Here is a 16,967-nt window from a genome sequence, read left to right on the forward strand (position 1 = left end):
TTGCGTGGACCGCTTTACGTTGATCGTTTGCAGGTATTGCGGGCACGCCGTAAGCGTCGCAGGCCAGGAAAGGTGAACGCGCGTTGAGCGCCTCGGGAAGAACCGCCCCGGGTGGTGCATTTTCGCAGCTCAATCACGGCACCCTCGCCCCCACCGCCGATCTCACCAACCGCCATCGCGAGCAGCGCGCGATATGTTATCCGCCGAAGTCGCGCCGGCACCAGCAGAATCCATACATTCATCGGGAGCCGCGATAGTCCCGAGCGGCGGATAATAGCGACCGCAAGAATGTGCGACATTGACATTGCGACATTGACATGCCGACCGGATCCGGTTCCGTCGGTGACCGGACGCCCTGCCCACCCGACGGCTGCTCGCCGACGCACTCAGGACGCGAGGACACCGACCGAGGCGACGAGCACGAAGACGGCGAGTGTCCCGGCCTGTTGGGGCACGGGGATTCCGGCCGCGCTGATCGACGCGCCCGCGGCGAGGGTGAGCGGGGCGTTCTTGGCGTTGGCCGCCGACAGTGCCACGCCGAGTCCGAGGATCTCTGGAGGCGTTGCGCGCCGGCTCTGGATGGCCTGCCGGGTATCCGCATGGCCGGCACCGCCGAGCCCGCCGTTGGTCACGGAGATGGCGTTGGGACCGATCCGTGCGGCGGCCGCTTCGAGCGCCAGGGTGGCCTTGAGGCCCTGCACGGTGGTGACCATGGACATCCGCACGCCGAACCGGTCATCACCGGCCTTCGGCAGCGACGTCCGGACGACCCGTGCGATCGCCTTGTTCCCTGACGGGCGCAGCAGGGCGCCCTGCCGTCCGGTGCCGCCGCCGGCCGCGGGGTTCCACTGGGCGCCCAGAGCGGACGGGCTGATCAGGGACGCTTCGGCCTGCCCCCCGGTGAGCTGCGCGGACGGGTTGCCGGCACGGCTCGTCATGGCCGGAGCCGGCGGGCCGCCGGACCAGGAGTGCGCGTCGCTGCGCGTGTCCGGTGGTCAGCGCCGTGACGTCCTCGGCGCGTGCCCGGTCGGGCAGATCGGCGCCCCGTCGTCCGGCGCCGGGGCGGCCGCGGCCAGTCGGTCGGTGATCTCCGCGGCGGTCAGGACGCGCGCGAAGCCCTTGCGCAGAACGGCGAGTTCGGGTTCCTGCCGGGACTCGTCGTCGGTGGCCGTGACATCGGATCCGAAGACGACCTGGTAGCCGCGTTCATACGCCTGCCGAGCCGTGGTGCCGCAGCAGTAGTTGGTGAGCGTTCCCGTGACGATGACCGTGTCACGGCCGAGGTTGCGCAGCACGGTGTCGAGCGGGGTGTCGTAGAACGCCCCATACGACGGCTTGCGGATCACGACCTCGTCGGGGCGGCGCCCCATCCGGCCCCAGACCTCGGCGGGGCCCGGTCGGCGCCAGTCGGTGTCGGCGTGCGGGAGGAAGCGCAGGGCGTGTGGCCGGTCCAGTCCGAGATGGGTGTCGTCGAAGATCGTCCAGATCACCGGGACCGAGGCGTCCCGGCAGTCTTCGACCAGTTGCCGCAGCCGGGGCGCCATCCGGGTCGCCGCGGGCACCCAGTAGGGGCTCCAGCCGGGCCGGACGAATTCGTCCTGCATGTCGATGACCAGCAGCGCCGTCCGTTCGGGTCGTATGTCGAACGATGCCTGGCCGTGCTCGTAGGCGTGGCGCGCCCGCGCGGTCACCCATTCCTCGGTGTACGTCATCCCTGCCCCTATATCGATTCGAGGTACCTCGTTTCGATGTGCGAGAGTAGCAGCATGCTCGAACTCGCCATCCTGGGATTCCTGGCCGAGGGGCCGCTGCACGGCTATCAACTGCGCCACCGGATCGCGCACTTGTCCGGCCATGCCCGGCCGGTCAGCGACGGCAGCCTCTACCCGGCGATCAATCGGCTGGTCCGTGCCGGGCTGCTCGACCGACGGACCGAACCGGGCACCTCGGCCGCCCAGCGCCACACCCTGAGCCTGACCGACGCCGGCCGCCGCGAGCTGGTGCGCCGACTGCGGGATGCCAACGGCCTCGACATCACCGACAGCACCCGGTACTTCACGGTCCTGGCCTTCCTCTCCCAACTGCCCGACACCACCGACCAGCACGCGGTACTGCGCCGCCGACTGGAGTTCCTGGAACAGCCCGCGAGCTTCTTCCACGACGGCGACCGCCCCCTGCGTAGCGACGACACCGACGACCCCTACCGGCGCGGCATGCTCACCATCGCCCGCGCCACCAGCCGCGCGGAAAGGTCCTGGCTTCGGGAGGTGTTGGCCTGACTCGGCCTCGGGTCAGCCGCCGGTCACCTGCTGCCACAACCCGCCGCTGCCGCCGTCGAGTACGTGCCGACCGATCCTTTGTTGCCAGGCCCGTTCACCGCTGTCCTCGTCGCGCCAGGACCACATGCGGGTGGTGGCCAGGCGGAGCGGGCTGAGTTCGGTGAAACCGATCGCGCCGTGCAGTTGGTGGGCGATGCGGGTGATCTCGGCCACCGAGGCGGCGGCCTGCGCGGCGGCGAGCCACGCGGTGAACTCCGCGGAGTCCGGCTCGGACAGGGCGGACGCGGCCGCCTCGACGGCCGCGGCGACCAGGGCCGCCTCCTCGACGAGCTTGGCCTCCTCCTGCTTGACGGCCTGGAAGTGGCTCAGCGGTCGGCCGAACTGCACACGGGAGGAGGTGTGATCGACCGTCAACTCGACACAGCGGCGTGCCGCACCGGCGATCAGGGCGGCCCGCGCCAGGCCGGAACGCCATGTAGCCTCCCGGACCAGCGCGGCCGGAATGCGGCGGACCCGCTCGGCGGGGACGGCCACGTCGAGCAGCACCAGGTCGTCCCTGGGCTCGCCCGCCAGGTTGGTGCCCGCCACCTGCCGCCACTCGGTGGCTTCGAGGAGGAAGAGCACGGGCCCGCCGCCCGGGCCCTCGGTCAGCACCACCGCGGCTTCGGCGGCCCGGGCCCACGGCACCCGGTGCAGCGTGCCGCTGACCCGTAGGGCGTCATCGGTGCCTGCCGCCCCTGACGGCCCGACCCTGCTGTCGGTGTCCACGTGGGTGAACCGCACGTCGAGCGGGCCGGCAGCCACGGTGAGTTGGCCGTCCGGGACGGCGAGCCCGGCCGCGGCCAGCAGCGGGCGTGCGACGAGCAGCGTCTCGGCGAGCGGTGCCGGGGTGCTGCGGTAGCCGGCTTCCCGCGCCAGGGCCACGAGGGCGGTCGGGGCCGTGTCGAGCGGCGGCAGGGCGTCGACGGCGCGTTCGGAGAGGGGTTCGGAGAGGGGTTCGGCGACGGACTCGGCGCACGGTTCGATGCTCATCGGGACAGCTCCAGACCTCGGGTGATGATGCCGCGCAGGATTTCGTTGGTGCCGCCGCGCAGCGTGTATCCCGGCGCATGCAGGATGGCGGTGGCCAGCAGTTCGGGGTAGCTGCCGCGGGTGGCGTCGAAGCGGGCGGCGATCGGCAGGATCTCGCGGACCTCGTTGACGAGTTCGCCCTCGAAGCGGGTCCCGAGGTCCTTGACCAGGGCCGCCTGCACGTCGGCGGGGCGGCCGGCCGCCAGCGCCGCGGCCACCCCCAACGACAGCTGCCGGATGGACGCCAGGCGCGCGGTGAGCCGGCCCACCCGGGCCTGCTGCTCGGGACTGCACGCGCCGGTCCGCTGCAACTGTCCCACCAGGGCGGAAAGGAGCGGCAGCGTGGACAGGAAGCGCTCGGGACCGCTGCGTTCCAGGGCCAGTTCGCCGGTGACCTGCCGCCAGCCGTCACCGGGGCGCCCGAGCAGTGCCTCGTCGGTGAGCTCGACGCCTTCCAGGTGGCAGTAGTTGAAGGTGTGCTCGCCGCTGAGGAGACGGATCGGCTCGACCCGGACGTGCGGATCGCGCAGGTCGACGATGAACTGGCTCAGCCCGGCGTGGCGGTCCTCGGACTCGTCGGTCCGGGCGAGCACGATCGCGTGATCGTTGACGTGCGCGCCGCCCGTCCACATCTTGGTGCCGGTCAACCGCCAGCCGTTGGCGGTCCGCTCCGCCCGGGTCCGTACCGAGGCCAGGTCCGACCCGCTGTCCTGCTCGCTCATCCCGATCGAGAAAAAGCACGCGCCGGCGGCGATCCGGGGCAGGAAGTGGTTCCGCTGCGCCTCGGTGCCGTGGCGCAGGATGGTGGGCCCGGCCTGCCGGTCGGCGACCCAGTGGGCCGAGACCGGGGCGCCGGCGGCCAGCAACTCCTCGATGACGACGTAGCGTTCGAGGTTGCTGCGCCCGCCTCCGCCGTACGCCCGCGGCAGGGTCATGCCGATCCAGCCGCGCCGGGCCAGGCGACGGGTGAAGGCGGGGTCCCAGCCGGTCAGCCAGGAGTCGGGCCGACCGAGGACGGTGCCGGCGGCCCGTTCCGCGGCGAGGAAGTCGCGCACCTCCTGTCGTAACCGGGTTGCTTCGGGCGGAAGTTGGACGGCCCCGAGATCGAGGTCGGAGAGGGTCATCGGGTGCTCCTCGGACGGAATGGTGGGTGTACGGAGTGACGGGTATACGCAGTGGTGGGTGTACGGAGTGACGGGTACACCGTCGGCGGTGGTGGTCAGGCGCCCGTGAAGTGCGGGCGGCGGCGCTCCCGGCGGGCCTGGACGCCCTCGCGGAAGTCGTCGGTGGTGGTCGTCACCGACTGGGCGAGTCCCTCCCAGGTCAGCGCCCGCTCGACGGTGGGCTGCCCCTGGGCCAGGCCGCTCTTGGTCAGCCGGACCGCCAGCGGGGCCGCGGCGGCGATCTCGTCGGCCACGTCGAGCGCGGCCCGAAGCACCTGGTCGGCCGGCAGCGCCTCGTGCACCATGCCGATGGTGGCGGCTCGTGCTCCGCTGATCAGCCGCCCGGTCAGCAGCAGTTCCCGCGCCCTCGACGGGCCGACGGCCTCGGCGAGCAGGGCGGTGGTGGCCATGCCCGGGTGCAGGCCGAGTCGGACGAACGGCGCGCCGAGCTTCGCCTCCGCCGCGGCGTACCGCAGGTCGCAGGCCAGGGCCAGCGCCAGTCCGGCGCCCACCGCGTGGCCGTTGACGGCCGCCACGGTGGGGACGGACAGGTCACGGACGGTCAGCCAGGTCCGGTAGAAGTCCGACAGCTGGGCCCGGGTGCCGGACAGGGGCTGGCCGTGTCGGTCGGCGAGTTCCCCCAGGTCGGCGCCCGAGCAGAACGCGGGGCCGGTGCCGGTGATCACGAGGGCGCGCAGGTCGGGGTCCTGGCGCAGGGAGCGCATGGCGCGCCGCCACTGTGCGGTCAGCCGTCCGGTCATCGGATTGCGCTTGTCGGGGTTGTCGAAGGTGAGCACGGTGACGCCGTTCGGCCGGTGCTCGACGCGCAGCGGTTCCCACGCGTTCGGCGCTGCCTGCTCGTCCAGGGGTGCTTGCTCGTTCACGGGGCCTCGATTCGGTCCGCGGGTACGGGTGTTGGTGACTGCTGGTGACTGGTGATGGCTCAGGAAGGCGGCCGGTGGCCGATCTCGGCGAAGACCTCCTCGGTGTGCTCGCCGACCCGCGGGCAGTGCCGGTGCAGGCCGGCCGGTGTGGCCCAGAAGCGCACGGGCTGGCCGATGAGGCGGTAGCCGCCCTCGGTGGGGTGTTCGGCCTCCCGGAGCAGACCGCCTTCGGCGGCGTAGGCGCTGGTGGCGGCCTCCGTCAGGCTCAGCACCGGGGCGGCGGGGATGCTGGTCGCGTCGCAGAACTCCTGCCATTGCGCGTTGGTGTGCCGGGTCGTGAACTCACCGACCAGTACGTAGAGTTCGTCGGCGTTGTGGACGCGCGCGGCGTACGACGCGAAGCGCGGGTCGTCGGCCAGTTCCGGGCGGCCCACGAAGGCGAAGAAGTCGCGCCAGTTGCGGTCGCTGTAGGGCAGGATGCACATCCAGCCGTCCGCCGTGCGGGAGGCCGTGCGGCGGGGGCTGAGCGCCCGCGGGTAGCCGATCGGCCCCTCGGGCGGGCTGAGGGTCGCCGCTGCCAGGTGCTCGACGAGGTTGAAGGCCAGCATGGTGTCGGCCATCGGGACCTCGACGTGCTGGCCTTGGCCGGTGCGGTCGCGATGGTGGAGCGCGGCGAGCACCGACTGCACGATCACCAGGCCGCAGATCTTGTCGGCCAGCACGGTGGGGACGTAGTGCGGGACGCCGCTGACCTGTTCGTTCAGCCACACCAGGCCGGAGGCCGCCTGCACGACGTCGTCATAGGCCGCGTGCCCGCCGAGGGGGGAATCGCTGCGGAAGCCCTGGGCGTTGAGGTAGACCAGGCCGGAGTTGACGGCCGCCACGTCCTCGTAGGCCAGGTCGAGGCGCCGCAGGGCCTGCGGGCGGACGTTGGTGAGGAAGACGTCCGCGCTCGCGAGGAGGGCGAGCAGGGCGTCGCGGCCGCCCGGGGCCTTGAGGTCGAGGGCGACGCTGCGCTTGTTGCGGTTGAGGTTGAGGGTCATCACCCCCATCCCGGGGTTGCGGGTCGGCGGGTAGTGGCGGGTCAGGTCACCGGTCGGCGGTTCGACCTTGATCACGTCCGCCCCCAGGTCGCCGAGCTGTTGGGCCGCGTACGGGCCCATGATCACGCTGGCCAGCTCGACCACCCGCACGCCGTCCAGTGGACCGACGCCACCGTCCGTTTCCCGTCCTGTCGACATGGCATGTCTCCGATCTCCGCCGGGGCCGGCTTCGCGCACCGGACCGTTGACAGCCAGTCAAGTCCTCGGTGACCCATATCGTCCAATACTTCTTCCCTACGGCTTACATATGCTGTGCGATATGGAATTGACCCAGCGCATCCTCCAACAGATCGTCGTGTTGGCCGAGGAACAGCACTTCGGCCGCGCTGCCGAGCGGCTCGCCATGCGGCAGCCACCACTCAGCCAGGCGATCCAGCGACTGGAACGCGGCCTCGGCGTCGCCCTGTTCGAGCGCCTGCCGCGGGGAGCCCGACTCACCCCGGCCGGCCGCGCGTTCGCCGAGGACGCCCGGCGGCTGCTCGAAGCACAGGCCGCCGCCGTGGACCGGGCCCGGCGGATCGCCAGCGGACACGAGGGCGAGCTCCGGCTCGGGTTCATCAGCAGCCTCGGCTACGACTTCCTGCCGCGCCTACTGCGCCGCACCCACGCGCAGTTGCCCGATCTGCGGCTGCACCTGGGCCAGCACCCCTCCGCGGAACTGGTCGACATGCTCCAGGCCGGGACGCTCGACCTCGCACTGGTCCGGCTCCCCGTCACCGGCACGGAACGACTGACCGTCCGGCGGATCGGCGTGGAACGGCTGATGGCGGTCCTTCCCGAACACCATCCGCTGGTCGCCACGTCACGCCTCGACCTGCGGGAGCTCGCCGAGGAGCAGTTCGCGGTGCCCAAGCCCGGCGCCCTGCCCGGACTGGCCGAGCAGGTTGCGCTCGCCTGCGCGCAGGCCGGCTTCACGCCCCGACCACGCGGCCAGGCGGACGACCTGCCGGGGTTGCTCAGCTACGTCGCCGCCGGGCTGTGCCTGGCGCTCGCCCCCGAGCAGGTGCGCACGTTGGGCATCCCGGGCGTGGTCTACCGTCCCCTGCACGGCGATTCCCCCTACCTGGAGAGCACGGTCGCCGCCGTGCACCGCGCGGACGGCCCCGATGCCGCCGTGCAACAGGTCCTGAAGCTGATCGAGCCGGATCTGCCGACGGTCGAGTACACGCCGTAGACCGAAGTGACCACGTTGCGCGGGGCAGGTCGCTTCACACCGGGATTGCGTTCTTGGGGATTGCCTGGAAGGTCCTGAACGAACTCTCGGTGCGCCATTGCCATTTCCTTGGTTCACACCCTGATCACCCGGCGTCAGACTGGCTGAAAGTGTTCCTTGCGAACCGCTGGGGAGAGGGCGGGCTGAGGCCCGGTCAAGGGATCGACCTCACCGATCTCCTCCCCCTCCCCGCGGTGCGGCTGTTGCTGGAAGGGCGGGTGCGAGGTGCGCAATTTCCTGAAGCGCAGCAGCCGTGGGCGGCAGTCCCACCCGCACACCCGGCAGACCGATGTCACCCCCTCGCTCCCGAGGGGGCGTGCCGCGATCCGTCCTGTGCCCAGACCGGGACGGCCGCAGACCCACGTCGTGGCGTGATCCGTCGGCGGCAGACCGACGCGCGTCCATACCGACCCGGGGCCGAGCCACCCCCTGCGCGGGGCCTGCCCGCGCACCCACGGCCGCGGCTGCCGCCATGGGCGGCCCGCCGAGCCCGCTCTTCGCGGGACCGTCCACCAGAAGCGAGGTCGATGTGCAAGCGTTCCTGGACCACGCCCGTAGCTTTCCCCAACGCGTCACCCAACAGGGCGGCAACTTGGGCAAGTTGGCTCATGGCCAACGGCCGATGGCGCTGTTCATCACGTGCGCGGACTCCCGCGTGGTCCCCACCATGTTCACCGGAGCCCGCCCCGGCGAACTGTTCGAATTACGGGTAGCGGGCAACATCGTCCCTCGCTACCGGCCCCAGGCGGCCTGTGGCGTCGCCGCGACACTTGAGTACGCGGTCACCGCCCTGCACGTACCCGACATCATCGTCTGCAGCCACTCACACTGCGCCGCCGTGCAGGGCCTGATGCACCCGCGTCAACTGTCGTTCCTGCCGCTGCTGGAGAAGTGGCTCAGCCTCTCCGGCCACGGGACACGTGCCGCAGGCGAACCGCCGACCGCACGCACGGCACGCGTGACACATTCCGACCGTCCGGACCCCGACACCGTTGCCCAGCTCCACACGCTGCTACAGCTGGGCAACATACGCTCGTACCCGTTCGCCGCCACGAGGATCGCGGCGGGGAAGCTACGCCTGCACGGCTGGTTCTACGCCGTCGAGACGGGACAGGTCTACGTTGAACATCCGGGCAGCTGCCGCTTCCAGCCCCTGTGAACGGCATGCCGTAGCGCTGTGAGCTTCCCCCCTCGGGACGATCCGGCCCCGGACGGCTTCGATCACGCCGCTAGCGCCGCTAACAACGGACTGGCCAGCCGCTCTGCCGGATGACGTTGTCGGCGGACATCCAACCCGCGTTCTTCGTCCCGCCGATGCGGACGTAGAGCCACTTGTGGCCGTAGGCGTTCTCGACCGAGCAGTGGAACCACAGCTTCGTGCCTGACGTGGTCGCGGCCACAGAGGAGCAGACCTGGTAGGGCCCCGTCAGGATGTGGTGATCGCCGGACAGGTAGCCGTACATTCCCGGCTTCGGGTCGTGGTGGCTCCAGCCGCTGCACGTCGTGGGCCCCGAACTGGGCTTGGCCGAAGGGGAAGCGGACGTGCTCGGCGTGGCACCGGGCTTGGTCGACGGCGGGGCGGAGGAGGGAGTGGTCGCGCCGGACGGGTTTCCGGATCCCGTGGACGGCGAGGAGCCCGGGGAGTTGATGCCGTCGGCTGTTCCGCCGCCGCTCGGCTGGCCGCTGCCCACCGGGGAACTGGCTCCGGGCGCTGCCTGCGGCCCGTTGCCGTCCGCCGCACCGGGCTGCGCGGTCAAGGCGTACGTGACACCGCCTCCCGCGAGCACGACGAAGGCGGCCGCGGCCGCGATGAGGGTACGACGTGAGCGCCGGCCGCGGCCTGCGGCGGGGCCGGCACCGTGAGCGTGGCCCGCGGTCGGCATGCAGGGCTGGGTGACGGGCGGCGGGACGGACGGCGGGTAACCGGTGTGCGCAGGCTGCGGGGACGACGGGTGGAGCGGCGGCACGGCACCGAATCCGGGCGGCGGCGCCGGGGTGGCTGCCTGGGGAGGCGTCGGGCCAACGGCCTGTACCGGCGGAGGGGCGGGGGCCATGGGAGCCGGCGGCGCGAGGTTCATCGTCCTGCCCGCGGCCGCCCACTGCAGCATTTCACGCGCCTGCTCGGCCGTGGGCCGGTTCTTCGGCTCCTTCGCCATCAGTGCCTGCAGCACCGGCGTCAGCGGCCCCGCGCGCCGGGGCTCCGGCAGCGGCTCGGTGACGATCGCCGACAAGGTGGACCACACGGACGTCCGGCGGAACGGTGACGTGCCTTCCACCGCCGCGTACAGCGTCATGCCGAGCGACCAGATGTCCGACGCGGGGCTGGGCACCGTGCCCCGCGCGCGCTCCGGCGGCAGGTAGTCCAGGGAGCCGACCAGCTGACCGCTGTGGGTCAGCTTGGCCATGGCCTCGTCGCCGGAGGCATCCATGGAGGCGATGCCGAAATCGGTGAGCACGACCCGCCCGCCGTGCTCCAGCAGCACGTTCGCCGGCTTGACGTCCCGGTGCAGTACGCCCACCCGGTGCGCGGCGTCGAGCGCGTCCATCAGCTTGGCGCCGATCGCCGCCGCCTCGTGCGGCTCCAGCGTGCCGCGCTCCGTCAGCACGTCGTCGAGCGAAGGTCCGTCGACGAGTTCCATGACGATGACCGGCAGGCCCTGCTCCTCGGTCACGTCGTGCACGGTGACCACGCCACTGTGCCGAATACGGGCGGCGGCCTGCGCCTCCCGCTGCATCCGGGTCCGCAGATCGGCCAGTTCGGGTGCGGAGGCGTCGGTGAAGGCCCGCAGTACCTTGACGGCGACCTCGCGGTTCAGCAGTTGGTCCACGGCCCGGGCGACCACGCCCATGCCGCCCCGCCCGATCGTCGCGGTCACCCGGTATCGGCCCCCGAGGACCTTGCCTATCAGCTCTTCGCCGCTCGCTCCCCCGGCCGTCACCGCACGCTCCGTTCCTTCGCCGCTCATCGCTTTTCGCCGTTCGTCCCTGGCGCCCCAGAGTAGAGGCAGCAAAACCGGAGGCGACACGGGGAGGGGATCGCACAGCGGCGCCCCGGCGGGCGGATACCGCGTTCTCCGCCGCGGCGCTGCGGACGCGCTCCGTCAAGGAGCGCTCGGCTCCGAGGTCGATGCGGTGGCCCGAAAAGCCCGGCGTCGGGCCGGGGCGGAGGTCGATTCGGCCGATCCGGGGAAGTGCCGTAGAGTTGCTGTTGTCGACGCGGGGTGGAGCAGCTCGGTAGCTCGCTGGGCTCATAACCCAGAGGTCGCAGGTTCAAATCCTGTCCCCGCTACTCACATGGGAAGGCCCGGTGGTTTCCACCGGGCCTTCCCTGTTCGTTCCCACTGTTCGTTCCCTGACGGCGGCCCGGCCGACGGTTGAGAGACCCGGGTCAGGCCCCTTCCGCCGGCACCGAGAACAGGGGTCGGAAGTAGGAAGGGTCCGCCTTCTCCTCGACCATGCGTCCCTCGGCCTCGACCCACGCATGGGCGCCGAACGGTAGACGGGCCCGTACTCCCACCGTCCAGGTGGGCCAGGTGCCGCGCGCCCGGCAGAGCAGGACGGTCGCCAGCGAGCGAGGCAGGCACCCCTCGTCCCCGGCGCAGCGAAGGCTGACGGCCACCACGGCGTCCCGGGCGGCGCGGGCCTCCGCGTACGTGGCCGCGCGGGCGCCCCTGCGCAGGCGGGTCAGTATGGCGCGGGTCCGGGCCGGCGGCTTGGCGGCCAGGCGCCGGGCGACGGCAACGGCGAGCAGCACCAGAAGGCGGCGGCCCGGCGAGAGCCGGACCTCCGTGCGGTGCGGTACGACCGAGCTCACGCCTGCTGCACCACCTTCGCCTGCCGGAGACTGGCCATCAGCTGCTCCACGTCCGCGCGGGCACGCGGCTCGTCGACGTCGAAGGAGGCCATCAGCCGCTCGGTGGCCTCCTGCACCGTGCTGCCCTCGACCAGGGCGCGGAAGGCGAGGGAGGCGGTCGCGTTGAGCTGCCAGTAGCGGCCGTCGCTGCCGTTCAGCAGAACGGTTCCGTAGTCGGTGTCCACGGTCGAGACGTCGGGGTGCAGTCTCCATGTCATGGTTGTCTCCTGCTCGGGTCCTGTGGCGGGCTCAGGGGCGGGTGGCGGCTGCCGGTTGGAAGGCCGTTGCCCGGGCCCATAGTTCGCAGCTGAGCGCGGACTGCATCGCACCTTGGTGGAGGCTGTTGGTGTAGGGCAGGTCGAACAGCTCGCGCAGCGGTCCGGGGTCGACCAGGCCCAGGGCGGCCAGGCGGGAATCGTCCCAGAGTTCCGCGAGTTCCCGACGGTGCGCTTCGAAGCCCTCGGCGACGATGGTGGTGCCGTCACCTTTGGTCCGCCGGGTCAGCACCTCCGGCGGCATGACGTCCGCCATCGCCGCCTTGATGAGGGGTTTGAACTCCCAGGGAGTGACACGTTGTTCGGGTCGAACGGCCAGGCATGCCTGGATGACGCGGTCGTCGAGGAAGGGGGAGGTATGGCTGAAGTCCCCGGTCTCGGTCAGTTGGTGGCACTGGCGGACCATCCGTCCGGCGTCCTGGATGGCCAGGAGGTCGTTGTGCCGCCCTCGCGTCGACGCGAGTGGCTCGACGGTTGCGGCCGTGTCGCGCAGGGTGCGGGTCACCAGGTCCCTGGCGTCCGGGGTGAGCCATGCGGGCAGGCCCGGGAAGTGGCCCCAGGCGGACAGCGGGCTCGGGGTGCGAAGGGCGCGGCCGTGGGCCCGGTCCGTGAACCAGCGGCGGTAGGAGTGGCCCTCCAGCAGACCTCGGGCCTCGGTGCCCCAGTTGCTCCGGCGTAGTTGGGTCAGCACCCTGAGGCGCTGGGCGGCCAACAGCGGCCGGTGGCGCAACAGGTCGTGGTGATAGGCCGGGTGACCGCACAGCAGTTGGTCCCCACCGAGTCCGTCGAGGTGCAGCCGCGAGCCGTGCGCGAGGGCCCGCTGTCGGACGGCGCGCAGTCGGGGCGCGCTCAGTACGGCGGTGGACGGCTCGTCGGGCACGCCCTCCACCGCCGTGAGGCCGCCGAAGAACCGCGGCAGTTCGCGGCTGGAGTAGACGATGTGGTTGAGGTCCGGGAGGCCGGCGGCGGCCTGCCTGGCCCACCGGGCGTCCTCGTCGGCCCGATCGTCGTTCTCCATGGTGAGCACGGTGAGCGAGGGCCGGTGCCGGACGGCCAACAGGGCGATGCTGGTGGAGTCCATGCCGCCGGAGAGGTCCGCGCTGATCGGCCGGGCGCCGCGGGCGCGCACCCGCACCGCGTCCTCCAGTGCCTGGCGCAACAACTGGCCGCCCGCGGTCAGCGAACGCACCGGTTCGGGGGCCTGCCACCAGCGTTCGACCAGTGGCCGCCGGCCGTCCTGCGGCAGTGCCAGGTACCAGCCCGGAGGGACTGCGGAGACATGGCGCCACGGCGGCAGGTCGCCCAGCGGGTGCGGCAGCACGTCCAGCGTGCGCAGGGCGAGCAGGGCCGGATCGAGCGGGGTGTCCAGTACGGTCGCCAGGACGTCCGCGCGGTCGGCGGCGATGGTGAGTGTGCCGAGCTCACCGTGGAAGATCCGGCGCAGCCCGGAGGCGGTGCCCTGTACCCGCAGGCGGCCGCGCACGGAGGCGACGAGGTGGTAGCTGCCGGCCCAGGCCAGGCCCAGTCGGTCCAGGTCGGTCAGATCGTCGATCCGGTCGGCCGCCGTGGCGAGTTCGTCCCGGGTCGCCGAGCAGTGGCCGATCACGGCGAGCCGGGTGTCGCCCCGTTCGACCACCAGGACCCGGTCCTCGGCCAGCCGGCCGGCCACACAGGGCCGGCCGGACCGGTGCCTCAACAGGACACGCACGCCGTCCGTCGGGAACCGGCCGATGGCGGCCGCCGCGCCCTCGTCATCCGGCAGCGCAACGAAGTACTGCCAACCGGCATCGGCCATCTCAGTGTCCTTACGGGGTGTGCCGCATCAGCGTCGGCCCTAGTGGAGCTTGTCGTAGAAGTGGAAAAGGTTCTCGTAGCCGGTCAGCCCGAAGTAGCCGGTGTCCTCCTGGAAGGAGCCACACTCGATCATCTTGGGGGCCTCGTAGGTCTGGAGCTTGTCGGTCTCCTGGAGTTCGTTGCCCTGCATCACAGTTCACCTCCCCGTTGACTGGTGCGACGGCCCAGGGCGGAACGCGTTCCGGTGCGGAAGGTTCCGCGGACGCCGGGATGACTCCCAACTCGCCGCCGATCGACGGGGCTTGCGCCCCGGTCGCCGCCCTGGGTGTGATCGACAGAGAACCACGCGGCTCACCGCGATTCAAGATCCACAATCGACCGTTCTGCTATGAATATCCCGGAATACCCCCTCCCACTTTTGCCCCAACAACCACTGACTTCACACAGGTTGCACTATCAACACCCCAAGGACCCGCCCCACCCCTCACCCACGAAACCGGCGCCAGTCGCACCCCACCGAAGACACACCCACCGACCACGGCTACGGCTACGGCTACGGCTACGGCTACGGCTACGGCTACGGCTACGGCTACGGCAAGGCGATCACCGTCTTGAGGCGTCGGGTGACGCCGAGCACTTCCCGGCCTTCGTCGGCCTCGCCTCAGCCCTCATCAGCCATCGCCGGCTCACCAACTGGAACAACGCCCAGGCGGAGCTCGTTCGGACAACCGATCCTCGGCCAGCCACAACGATGGGTTGAGCACGCCTAAGGTGAAGCAGTGGACACCGAGGCATTGCGATCGTTCGTCCGGGCAGCCGAGCTCGGCCAGTTCCAGCATGCGGCCGATGAGCTGGGCGTGACACAGCAGGCAGTCTCCAAGCGGATCGCCACCCTGGAGCGCGAGCTGGAAGTCCGCCTGTTCACACGTACCGCCCGAGGGGTTGAGCTGACACTCGACGGTCAGGCGTTTCTCTCCCACGCCCGGAGCATCGTCGCGGGGGTCGAGCGCGCCATCAACGCGGTCAGGCCCGGCTCCCGGGCCCTTCGGATCGACGTTCTCGGCCTGCGAAGCGGGCAAGCCGTCGTCCTGCACGATTATTGGCGGTCGCGCCCCGAAGCCAATCTCGACGTGGTGCCCCTCAGGGCCAACGACCCACGCGTGGTGGTCGCCGCGATCGAAGCAGGCGATATCGACGCCTCGTTTCGTACCGTCATCGCCCCGGCCGTACTACCACCCGACCTGCAGATGATCCACGCCTTCGACTCCCCGCTGGAACTCCTCGTCGGCCCGAGACATCCGCTCGCCTCCGCGCGAAGACTGACGCCGCCACAGCTGCGCAGACACCGGATATGGGTGCCGGGTATCGCACCCCGAAGCGAATGGGCGGAGTTCTACGATCAGCTCGCCACGGACTTCGACCTGCGCATCGACGCGACGGGCCCGCACTTCGGAGACGAAGTGCTCCTGGACACCCTCGCAGACTCCGCGGACGTGGCCACCCTGGTCGGGGCACGCGACCGGTACATCTGGCCGACGAACCACGACCTACGCCGCATCCCTATCGTGAATCCGACCCTCGCCTACCCGCTCTCGCTCATCTTCCCCCGAACGAATCCGCATCCGGAACTCCGCGGAATCATCACCCACCTTGGCACCCTGCCCAGGCTCCCCGATGCGGTCTGGCGCCCGTCCTGGGCCACGACACCACAGCGCGGCGAGAGCGGCGAGAGCGGCGAGAGCGACATCGAGAATGCTCAGAGGTCCCGCCCCCGCCCAAGATGACTCGATCACCCCATCGCGGCGAGTTCCTGCCCCGCCCTCACCCGCACGCCTGCCAGACCCACCGAGCCCAGCGGCGAAGCACGAACGTCGCCACGTCGCCCTCTTCCGGACTCTTCCGGCTCCGGTGCGGCACTACCTGTGAACTCTGCCGGCGGCCGGGAGAATCCCCAGCAGACTCGACAGCCGCTTGACCGTGTCGGCTTGGCCGTCCGCGTGGACCGTGGTGATACCGAGCGCGGCTGCCGGAGGCAGATTCCCTGGGTTGTCATCGACAAACACACACGCCTCCCCGGGCAAATCCATACGTTCCAGGGTGCGTTGGTAGATTTCCGGATCGGGTTTCGCGACGCCCTCCCGCTCAGAGATCACCGTCACGTCGAACAGCTTCCACACGCCCAACGCCTCGTATGGGTCGTACGGGTCCAGGCCGAAGGAGTTCGACAACAGAGCCACCGTGTAACCGGCTCGCCGAGCAGCCCGCGCCAAGGCGATCATGTTCACCGCTGGGCGCACACCCGACCACGCTCGGCCCATCAGATCGTGGTGGTCCTCCACCCCCAGCAGCCGAGCCGTGCGGCGATTCCACTCGGCTTGCGACAGCCGTCCTGACTCAAGTGCCGCGTACAGTTCCCGCCCCTCGGGGAGGTCAGCAAGGGTGATTCGCCAGGCATCGGGCGCGAGGCCCTCAGATGCGCACCAGGAGTGCAGCGCGGACTGTACCCCCTCGGTCAGCACCCCTACGAAGTCCAAGATCAGCCCCCGATAGGGCGTGCAGCCGTCAGTGCCCCGTGCCACGCTTCCACCAACCTCCCCGGTCAAGCCACGACATCGCGAAGGTACCCACCTCCGGCGCCACGGCAACGGCCCGGGGGTGGGCGGCTCTTCAACGAGGGCCGCCTTGGCTCATACCGCTCTCCCCACGACGCGTCGGCGAGCGGCGGCAACCTGCAGGCGACTGACTGCATCTGCTCGTCCCCGGGTGCGGCGCCCCCTCTCATCATGTTGAGCGGATGCGGTGTCCGGGATGACCGGTGGTGAGAAGGTCGCCCCAGGCCCAGCAGACAATGGGGAAGCCCAGTGCATCCAGAGCGAGTCGAGCGGTTTCCACGTCGGAAGGTTTGGTACCGGCGGCCTCGGCCACCAGGTCCGTGACGTAGTGGAGACCGGTACCGACGAGGGCGTACCACGCGCGGTTCTTGCTGAACGTCGCACTGTGCGCTGGGGAAAGACGTGAGGCCGCGGCTTCGACCTGGGCACGGGTTACGGTGTGACGCGTACCGCCGGACGCAAACTCAGCGGAATCGGGCTTGTTCCTCATGATGCTTCGCTCTCATCGCAGCGGGAATGACCGGACGGATCAACAGCTCCTTCACGGCATTCTTGTCGCTCCGTAGCCGGAGCACACAGCACTTGGCCAAGTCCATCCCGAACGACCTCGTACCGCGCCGTGCGGCGTGCTGCCGGCCCCACAGCGTTACGGCCCGCAAGGCACCCCACGCCCTACGACATCGCTTGCCCTAAGAGAAGTGACCGACCGACGTGGGGACC

At 70.7% G+C, this 16,967-nt stretch carries 17 protein-coding genes and 1 tRNA gene; 5 read left to right on the forward strand and 13 right to left on the reverse strand.

All coding sequences use genetic code 11. From position 1 onward, the window contains the following. Positions 1–386 precede the first annotated feature (386 nt). Together JNO44_RS41130 and JNO44_RS41135 are read right to left on the reverse strand one after the other, a co-directional pair. Complete coding sequence (locus tag JNO44_RS41130; protein ID WP_205369039.1) at positions 387–938, reverse strand: hypothetical protein; 552 nt, start codon at positions 936–938, stop codon at positions 387–389. 57 nt (positions 939–995) lie between these two features. Then, a complete protein-coding gene (locus JNO44_RS41135; RefSeq protein WP_205369040.1) occupies positions 996–1,712 on the reverse strand; it encodes a cysteine hydrolase family protein in 717 nt (238 codons plus the stop codon). Between the two features lie 54 nt (positions 1,713–1,766). Between JNO44_RS41135 and JNO44_RS41140 the strand changes: the two genes are divergently transcribed. Further along, positions 1,767–2,279: a PadR family transcriptional regulator gene (locus JNO44_RS41140; protein ID WP_205369041.1), complete on the forward strand. Its 513-nt coding sequence runs from the start codon at positions 1,767–1,769 to the stop codon at positions 2,277–2,279. A gap of 12 nt (positions 2,280–2,291) precedes the next feature. Here JNO44_RS41140 and JNO44_RS41145 read toward each other — a convergent pair whose 3' ends face one another. From JNO44_RS41145 to JNO44_RS41160, 4 genes are all read right to left on the reverse strand, one after another. After that, a complete protein-coding gene (locus JNO44_RS41145; RefSeq protein ID WP_205369042.1) occupies positions 2,292–3,311 on the reverse strand; it encodes an acyl-CoA dehydrogenase family protein in 1,020 nt (339 codons plus the stop codon). Continuing rightward, positions 3,308–4,474: an acyl-CoA dehydrogenase family protein gene (locus tag JNO44_RS41150; protein ID WP_205369043.1), complete on the reverse strand. Its 1,167-nt coding sequence runs from the start codon at positions 4,472–4,474 to the stop codon at positions 3,308–3,310. Before JNO44_RS41150 ends, JNO44_RS41145 begins: the two co-directional genes overlap by 4 nt. A 95-nt stretch (positions 4,475–4,569) precedes the next feature. Beyond that, positions 4,570–5,397, reverse strand: coding sequence for an enoyl-CoA hydratase/isomerase family protein (locus JNO44_RS41155; protein ID WP_205369044.1), 828 nt, complete (start codon positions 5,395–5,397; stop codon positions 4,570–4,572). A 59-nt stretch (positions 5,398–5,456) separates the two neighbouring features. Next, complete coding sequence (locus tag JNO44_RS41160) at positions 5,457–6,638, reverse strand: CaiB/BaiF CoA transferase family protein (RefSeq protein WP_205369045.1); 1,182 nt, start codon at positions 6,636–6,638, stop codon at positions 5,457–5,459. Between the two features lie 121 nt (positions 6,639–6,759). Between JNO44_RS41160 and JNO44_RS41165 the strand changes: the two genes are divergently transcribed. After that, positions 6,760–7,674 (forward strand): LysR family transcriptional regulator, encoded by a 915-nt coding sequence (locus tag JNO44_RS41165; protein WP_205369046.1) that lies wholly within the window; start codon positions 6,760–6,762, stop codon positions 7,672–7,674. 661 nt (positions 7,675–8,335) lie between these two features. Continuing rightward, positions 8,336–8,872 carry a carbonic anhydrase gene (locus JNO44_RS41170; RefSeq protein WP_338058604.1) on the forward strand — a complete coding sequence of 179 codons (537 nt, stop codon included), beginning with the start codon at positions 8,336–8,338 and terminating at the stop codon, positions 8,870–8,872. A 79-nt stretch (positions 8,873–8,951) separates the two neighbouring features. Here JNO44_RS41170 and JNO44_RS41175 read toward each other — a convergent pair whose 3' ends face one another. Then, a complete protein-coding gene (locus JNO44_RS41175; RefSeq protein ID WP_205369048.1) occupies positions 8,952–10,679 on the reverse strand; it encodes a serine/threonine-protein kinase in 1,728 nt (575 codons plus the stop codon). Positions 10,680–10,928: 249 nt separating this feature from the next. Here JNO44_RS41175 and JNO44_RS41180 point away from each other — a divergent pair. Continuing rightward, positions 10,929–11,002: transfer RNA gene (locus JNO44_RS41180), tRNA-Met, on the forward strand. A 99-nt stretch (positions 11,003–11,101) separates the two neighbouring features. Here JNO44_RS41180 and JNO44_RS41185 read toward each other — a convergent pair. Genes JNO44_RS41185 through JNO44_RS41200 form a run of 4 tightly spaced genes read right to left on the reverse strand, consistent with a single transcriptional unit; the run spans position 11,102 to position 13,825 of the window. Beyond that, positions 11,102–11,527, reverse strand: coding sequence for a lasso peptide biosynthesis B2 protein (locus tag JNO44_RS41185; RefSeq protein WP_189863786.1), 426 nt, complete (start codon positions 11,525–11,527; stop codon positions 11,102–11,104). Continuing rightward, entirely contained in the window at positions 11,524–11,784 is a 261-nt protein-coding gene (locus JNO44_RS41190; RefSeq protein ID WP_205369049.1) for a lasso peptide biosynthesis PqqD family chaperone, read from the reverse strand. Before JNO44_RS41190 ends, JNO44_RS41185 begins: the two co-directional genes overlap by 4 nt. A 31-nt stretch (positions 11,785–11,815) precedes the next feature. Then, a complete protein-coding gene (locus JNO44_RS41195; RefSeq protein WP_205369050.1) occupies positions 11,816–13,636 on the reverse strand; it encodes an asparagine synthase-related protein in 1,821 nt (606 codons plus the stop codon). A gap of 39 nt (positions 13,637–13,675) precedes the next feature. After that, positions 13,676–13,825, reverse strand: coding sequence for a keywimysin-related RiPP (locus JNO44_RS41200; protein WP_107080297.1), 150 nt, complete (start codon positions 13,823–13,825; stop codon positions 13,676–13,678). 589 nt (positions 13,826–14,414) lie between these two features. On the opposite strand from JNO44_RS41200, the gene JNO44_RS41205 reads away from it, so the two are divergent. Continuing rightward, entirely contained in the window at positions 14,415–15,419 is a 1,005-nt protein-coding gene (locus tag JNO44_RS41205) for a LysR family transcriptional regulator (protein ID WP_205369051.1), read from the forward strand. Between the two features lie 132 nt (positions 15,420–15,551). Here the strand turns inward: JNO44_RS41205 and JNO44_RS41210 are convergent, their stop codons facing one another. Continuing rightward, a complete protein-coding gene (locus tag JNO44_RS41210; RefSeq protein WP_205369052.1) occupies positions 15,552–16,214 on the reverse strand; it encodes an HAD-IA family hydrolase in 663 nt (220 codons plus the stop codon). Between the two features lie 202 nt (positions 16,215–16,416). Further along, a complete protein-coding gene (locus tag JNO44_RS41215; RefSeq protein ID WP_205369053.1) occupies positions 16,417–16,737 on the reverse strand; it encodes a hypothetical protein in 321 nt (106 codons plus the stop codon). Between the last annotated feature and the right edge of the window lie 230 nt (positions 16,738–16,967).

Origin of the sequence: Streptomyces noursei (assembly GCF_016917755.1) — a bacterium.
GTDB lineage: Bacteria > Actinomycetota > Actinomycetes > Streptomycetales > Streptomycetaceae > Streptomyces > Streptomyces yunnanensis.

Excerpts from the sequence above, each read along its gene's own strand:
- JNO44_RS41130 (WP_205369039.1), bottom strand. The coding sequence starts at position 938 with ATGACGAGCCGTGCCGGCAACCCGTCCGCGCAGCTCACCGGGGGGCAG.
- JNO44_RS41135 (WP_205369040.1), bottom strand. The coding sequence starts at position 1,712 with ATGACGTACACCGAGGAATGGGTGACCGCGCGGGCGCGCCACGCCTAC.
- JNO44_RS41140 (WP_205369041.1), top strand. The coding sequence starts at position 1,767 with ATGCTCGAACTCGCCATCCTGGGATTCCTGGCCGAGGGGCCGCTGCAC.
- JNO44_RS41145 (WP_205369042.1), bottom strand. The coding sequence starts at position 3,311 with ATGAGCATCGAACCGTGCGCCGAGTCCGTCGCCGAACCCCTCTCCGAA.
- JNO44_RS41150 (WP_205369043.1), bottom strand. The coding sequence starts at position 4,474 with ATGACCCTCTCCGACCTCGATCTCGGGGCCGTCCAACTTCCGCCCGAA.
- JNO44_RS41160 (WP_205369045.1), bottom strand. The coding sequence starts at position 6,638 with ATGTCGACAGGACGGGAAACGGACGGTGGCGTCGGTCCACTGGACGGC.
- JNO44_RS41165 (WP_205369046.1), top strand. The coding sequence starts at position 6,760 with ATGGAATTGACCCAGCGCATCCTCCAACAGATCGTCGTGTTGGCCGAG.
- JNO44_RS41170 (WP_338058604.1), top strand. The coding sequence starts at position 8,336 with ATGGCGCTGTTCATCACGTGCGCGGACTCCCGCGTGGTCCCCACCATG.
- JNO44_RS41175 (WP_205369048.1), bottom strand. The coding sequence starts at position 10,679 with ATGAGCGGCGAAGGAACGGAGCGTGCGGTGACGGCCGGGGGAGCGAGC.
- JNO44_RS41190 (WP_205369049.1), bottom strand. The coding sequence starts at position 11,784 with ATGACATGGAGACTGCACCCCGACGTCTCGACCGTGGACACCGACTAC.
- JNO44_RS41195 (WP_205369050.1), bottom strand. The coding sequence starts at position 13,636 with ATGGCCGATGCCGGTTGGCAGTACTTCGTTGCGCTGCCGGATGACGAG.
- JNO44_RS41200 (WP_107080297.1), bottom strand. The coding sequence starts at position 13,825 with ATGCAGGGCAACGAACTCCAGGAGACCGACAAGCTCCAGACCTACGAG.
- JNO44_RS41215 (WP_205369053.1), bottom strand. The coding sequence starts at position 16,737 with ATGAGGAACAAGCCCGATTCCGCTGAGTTTGCGTCCGGCGGTACGCGT.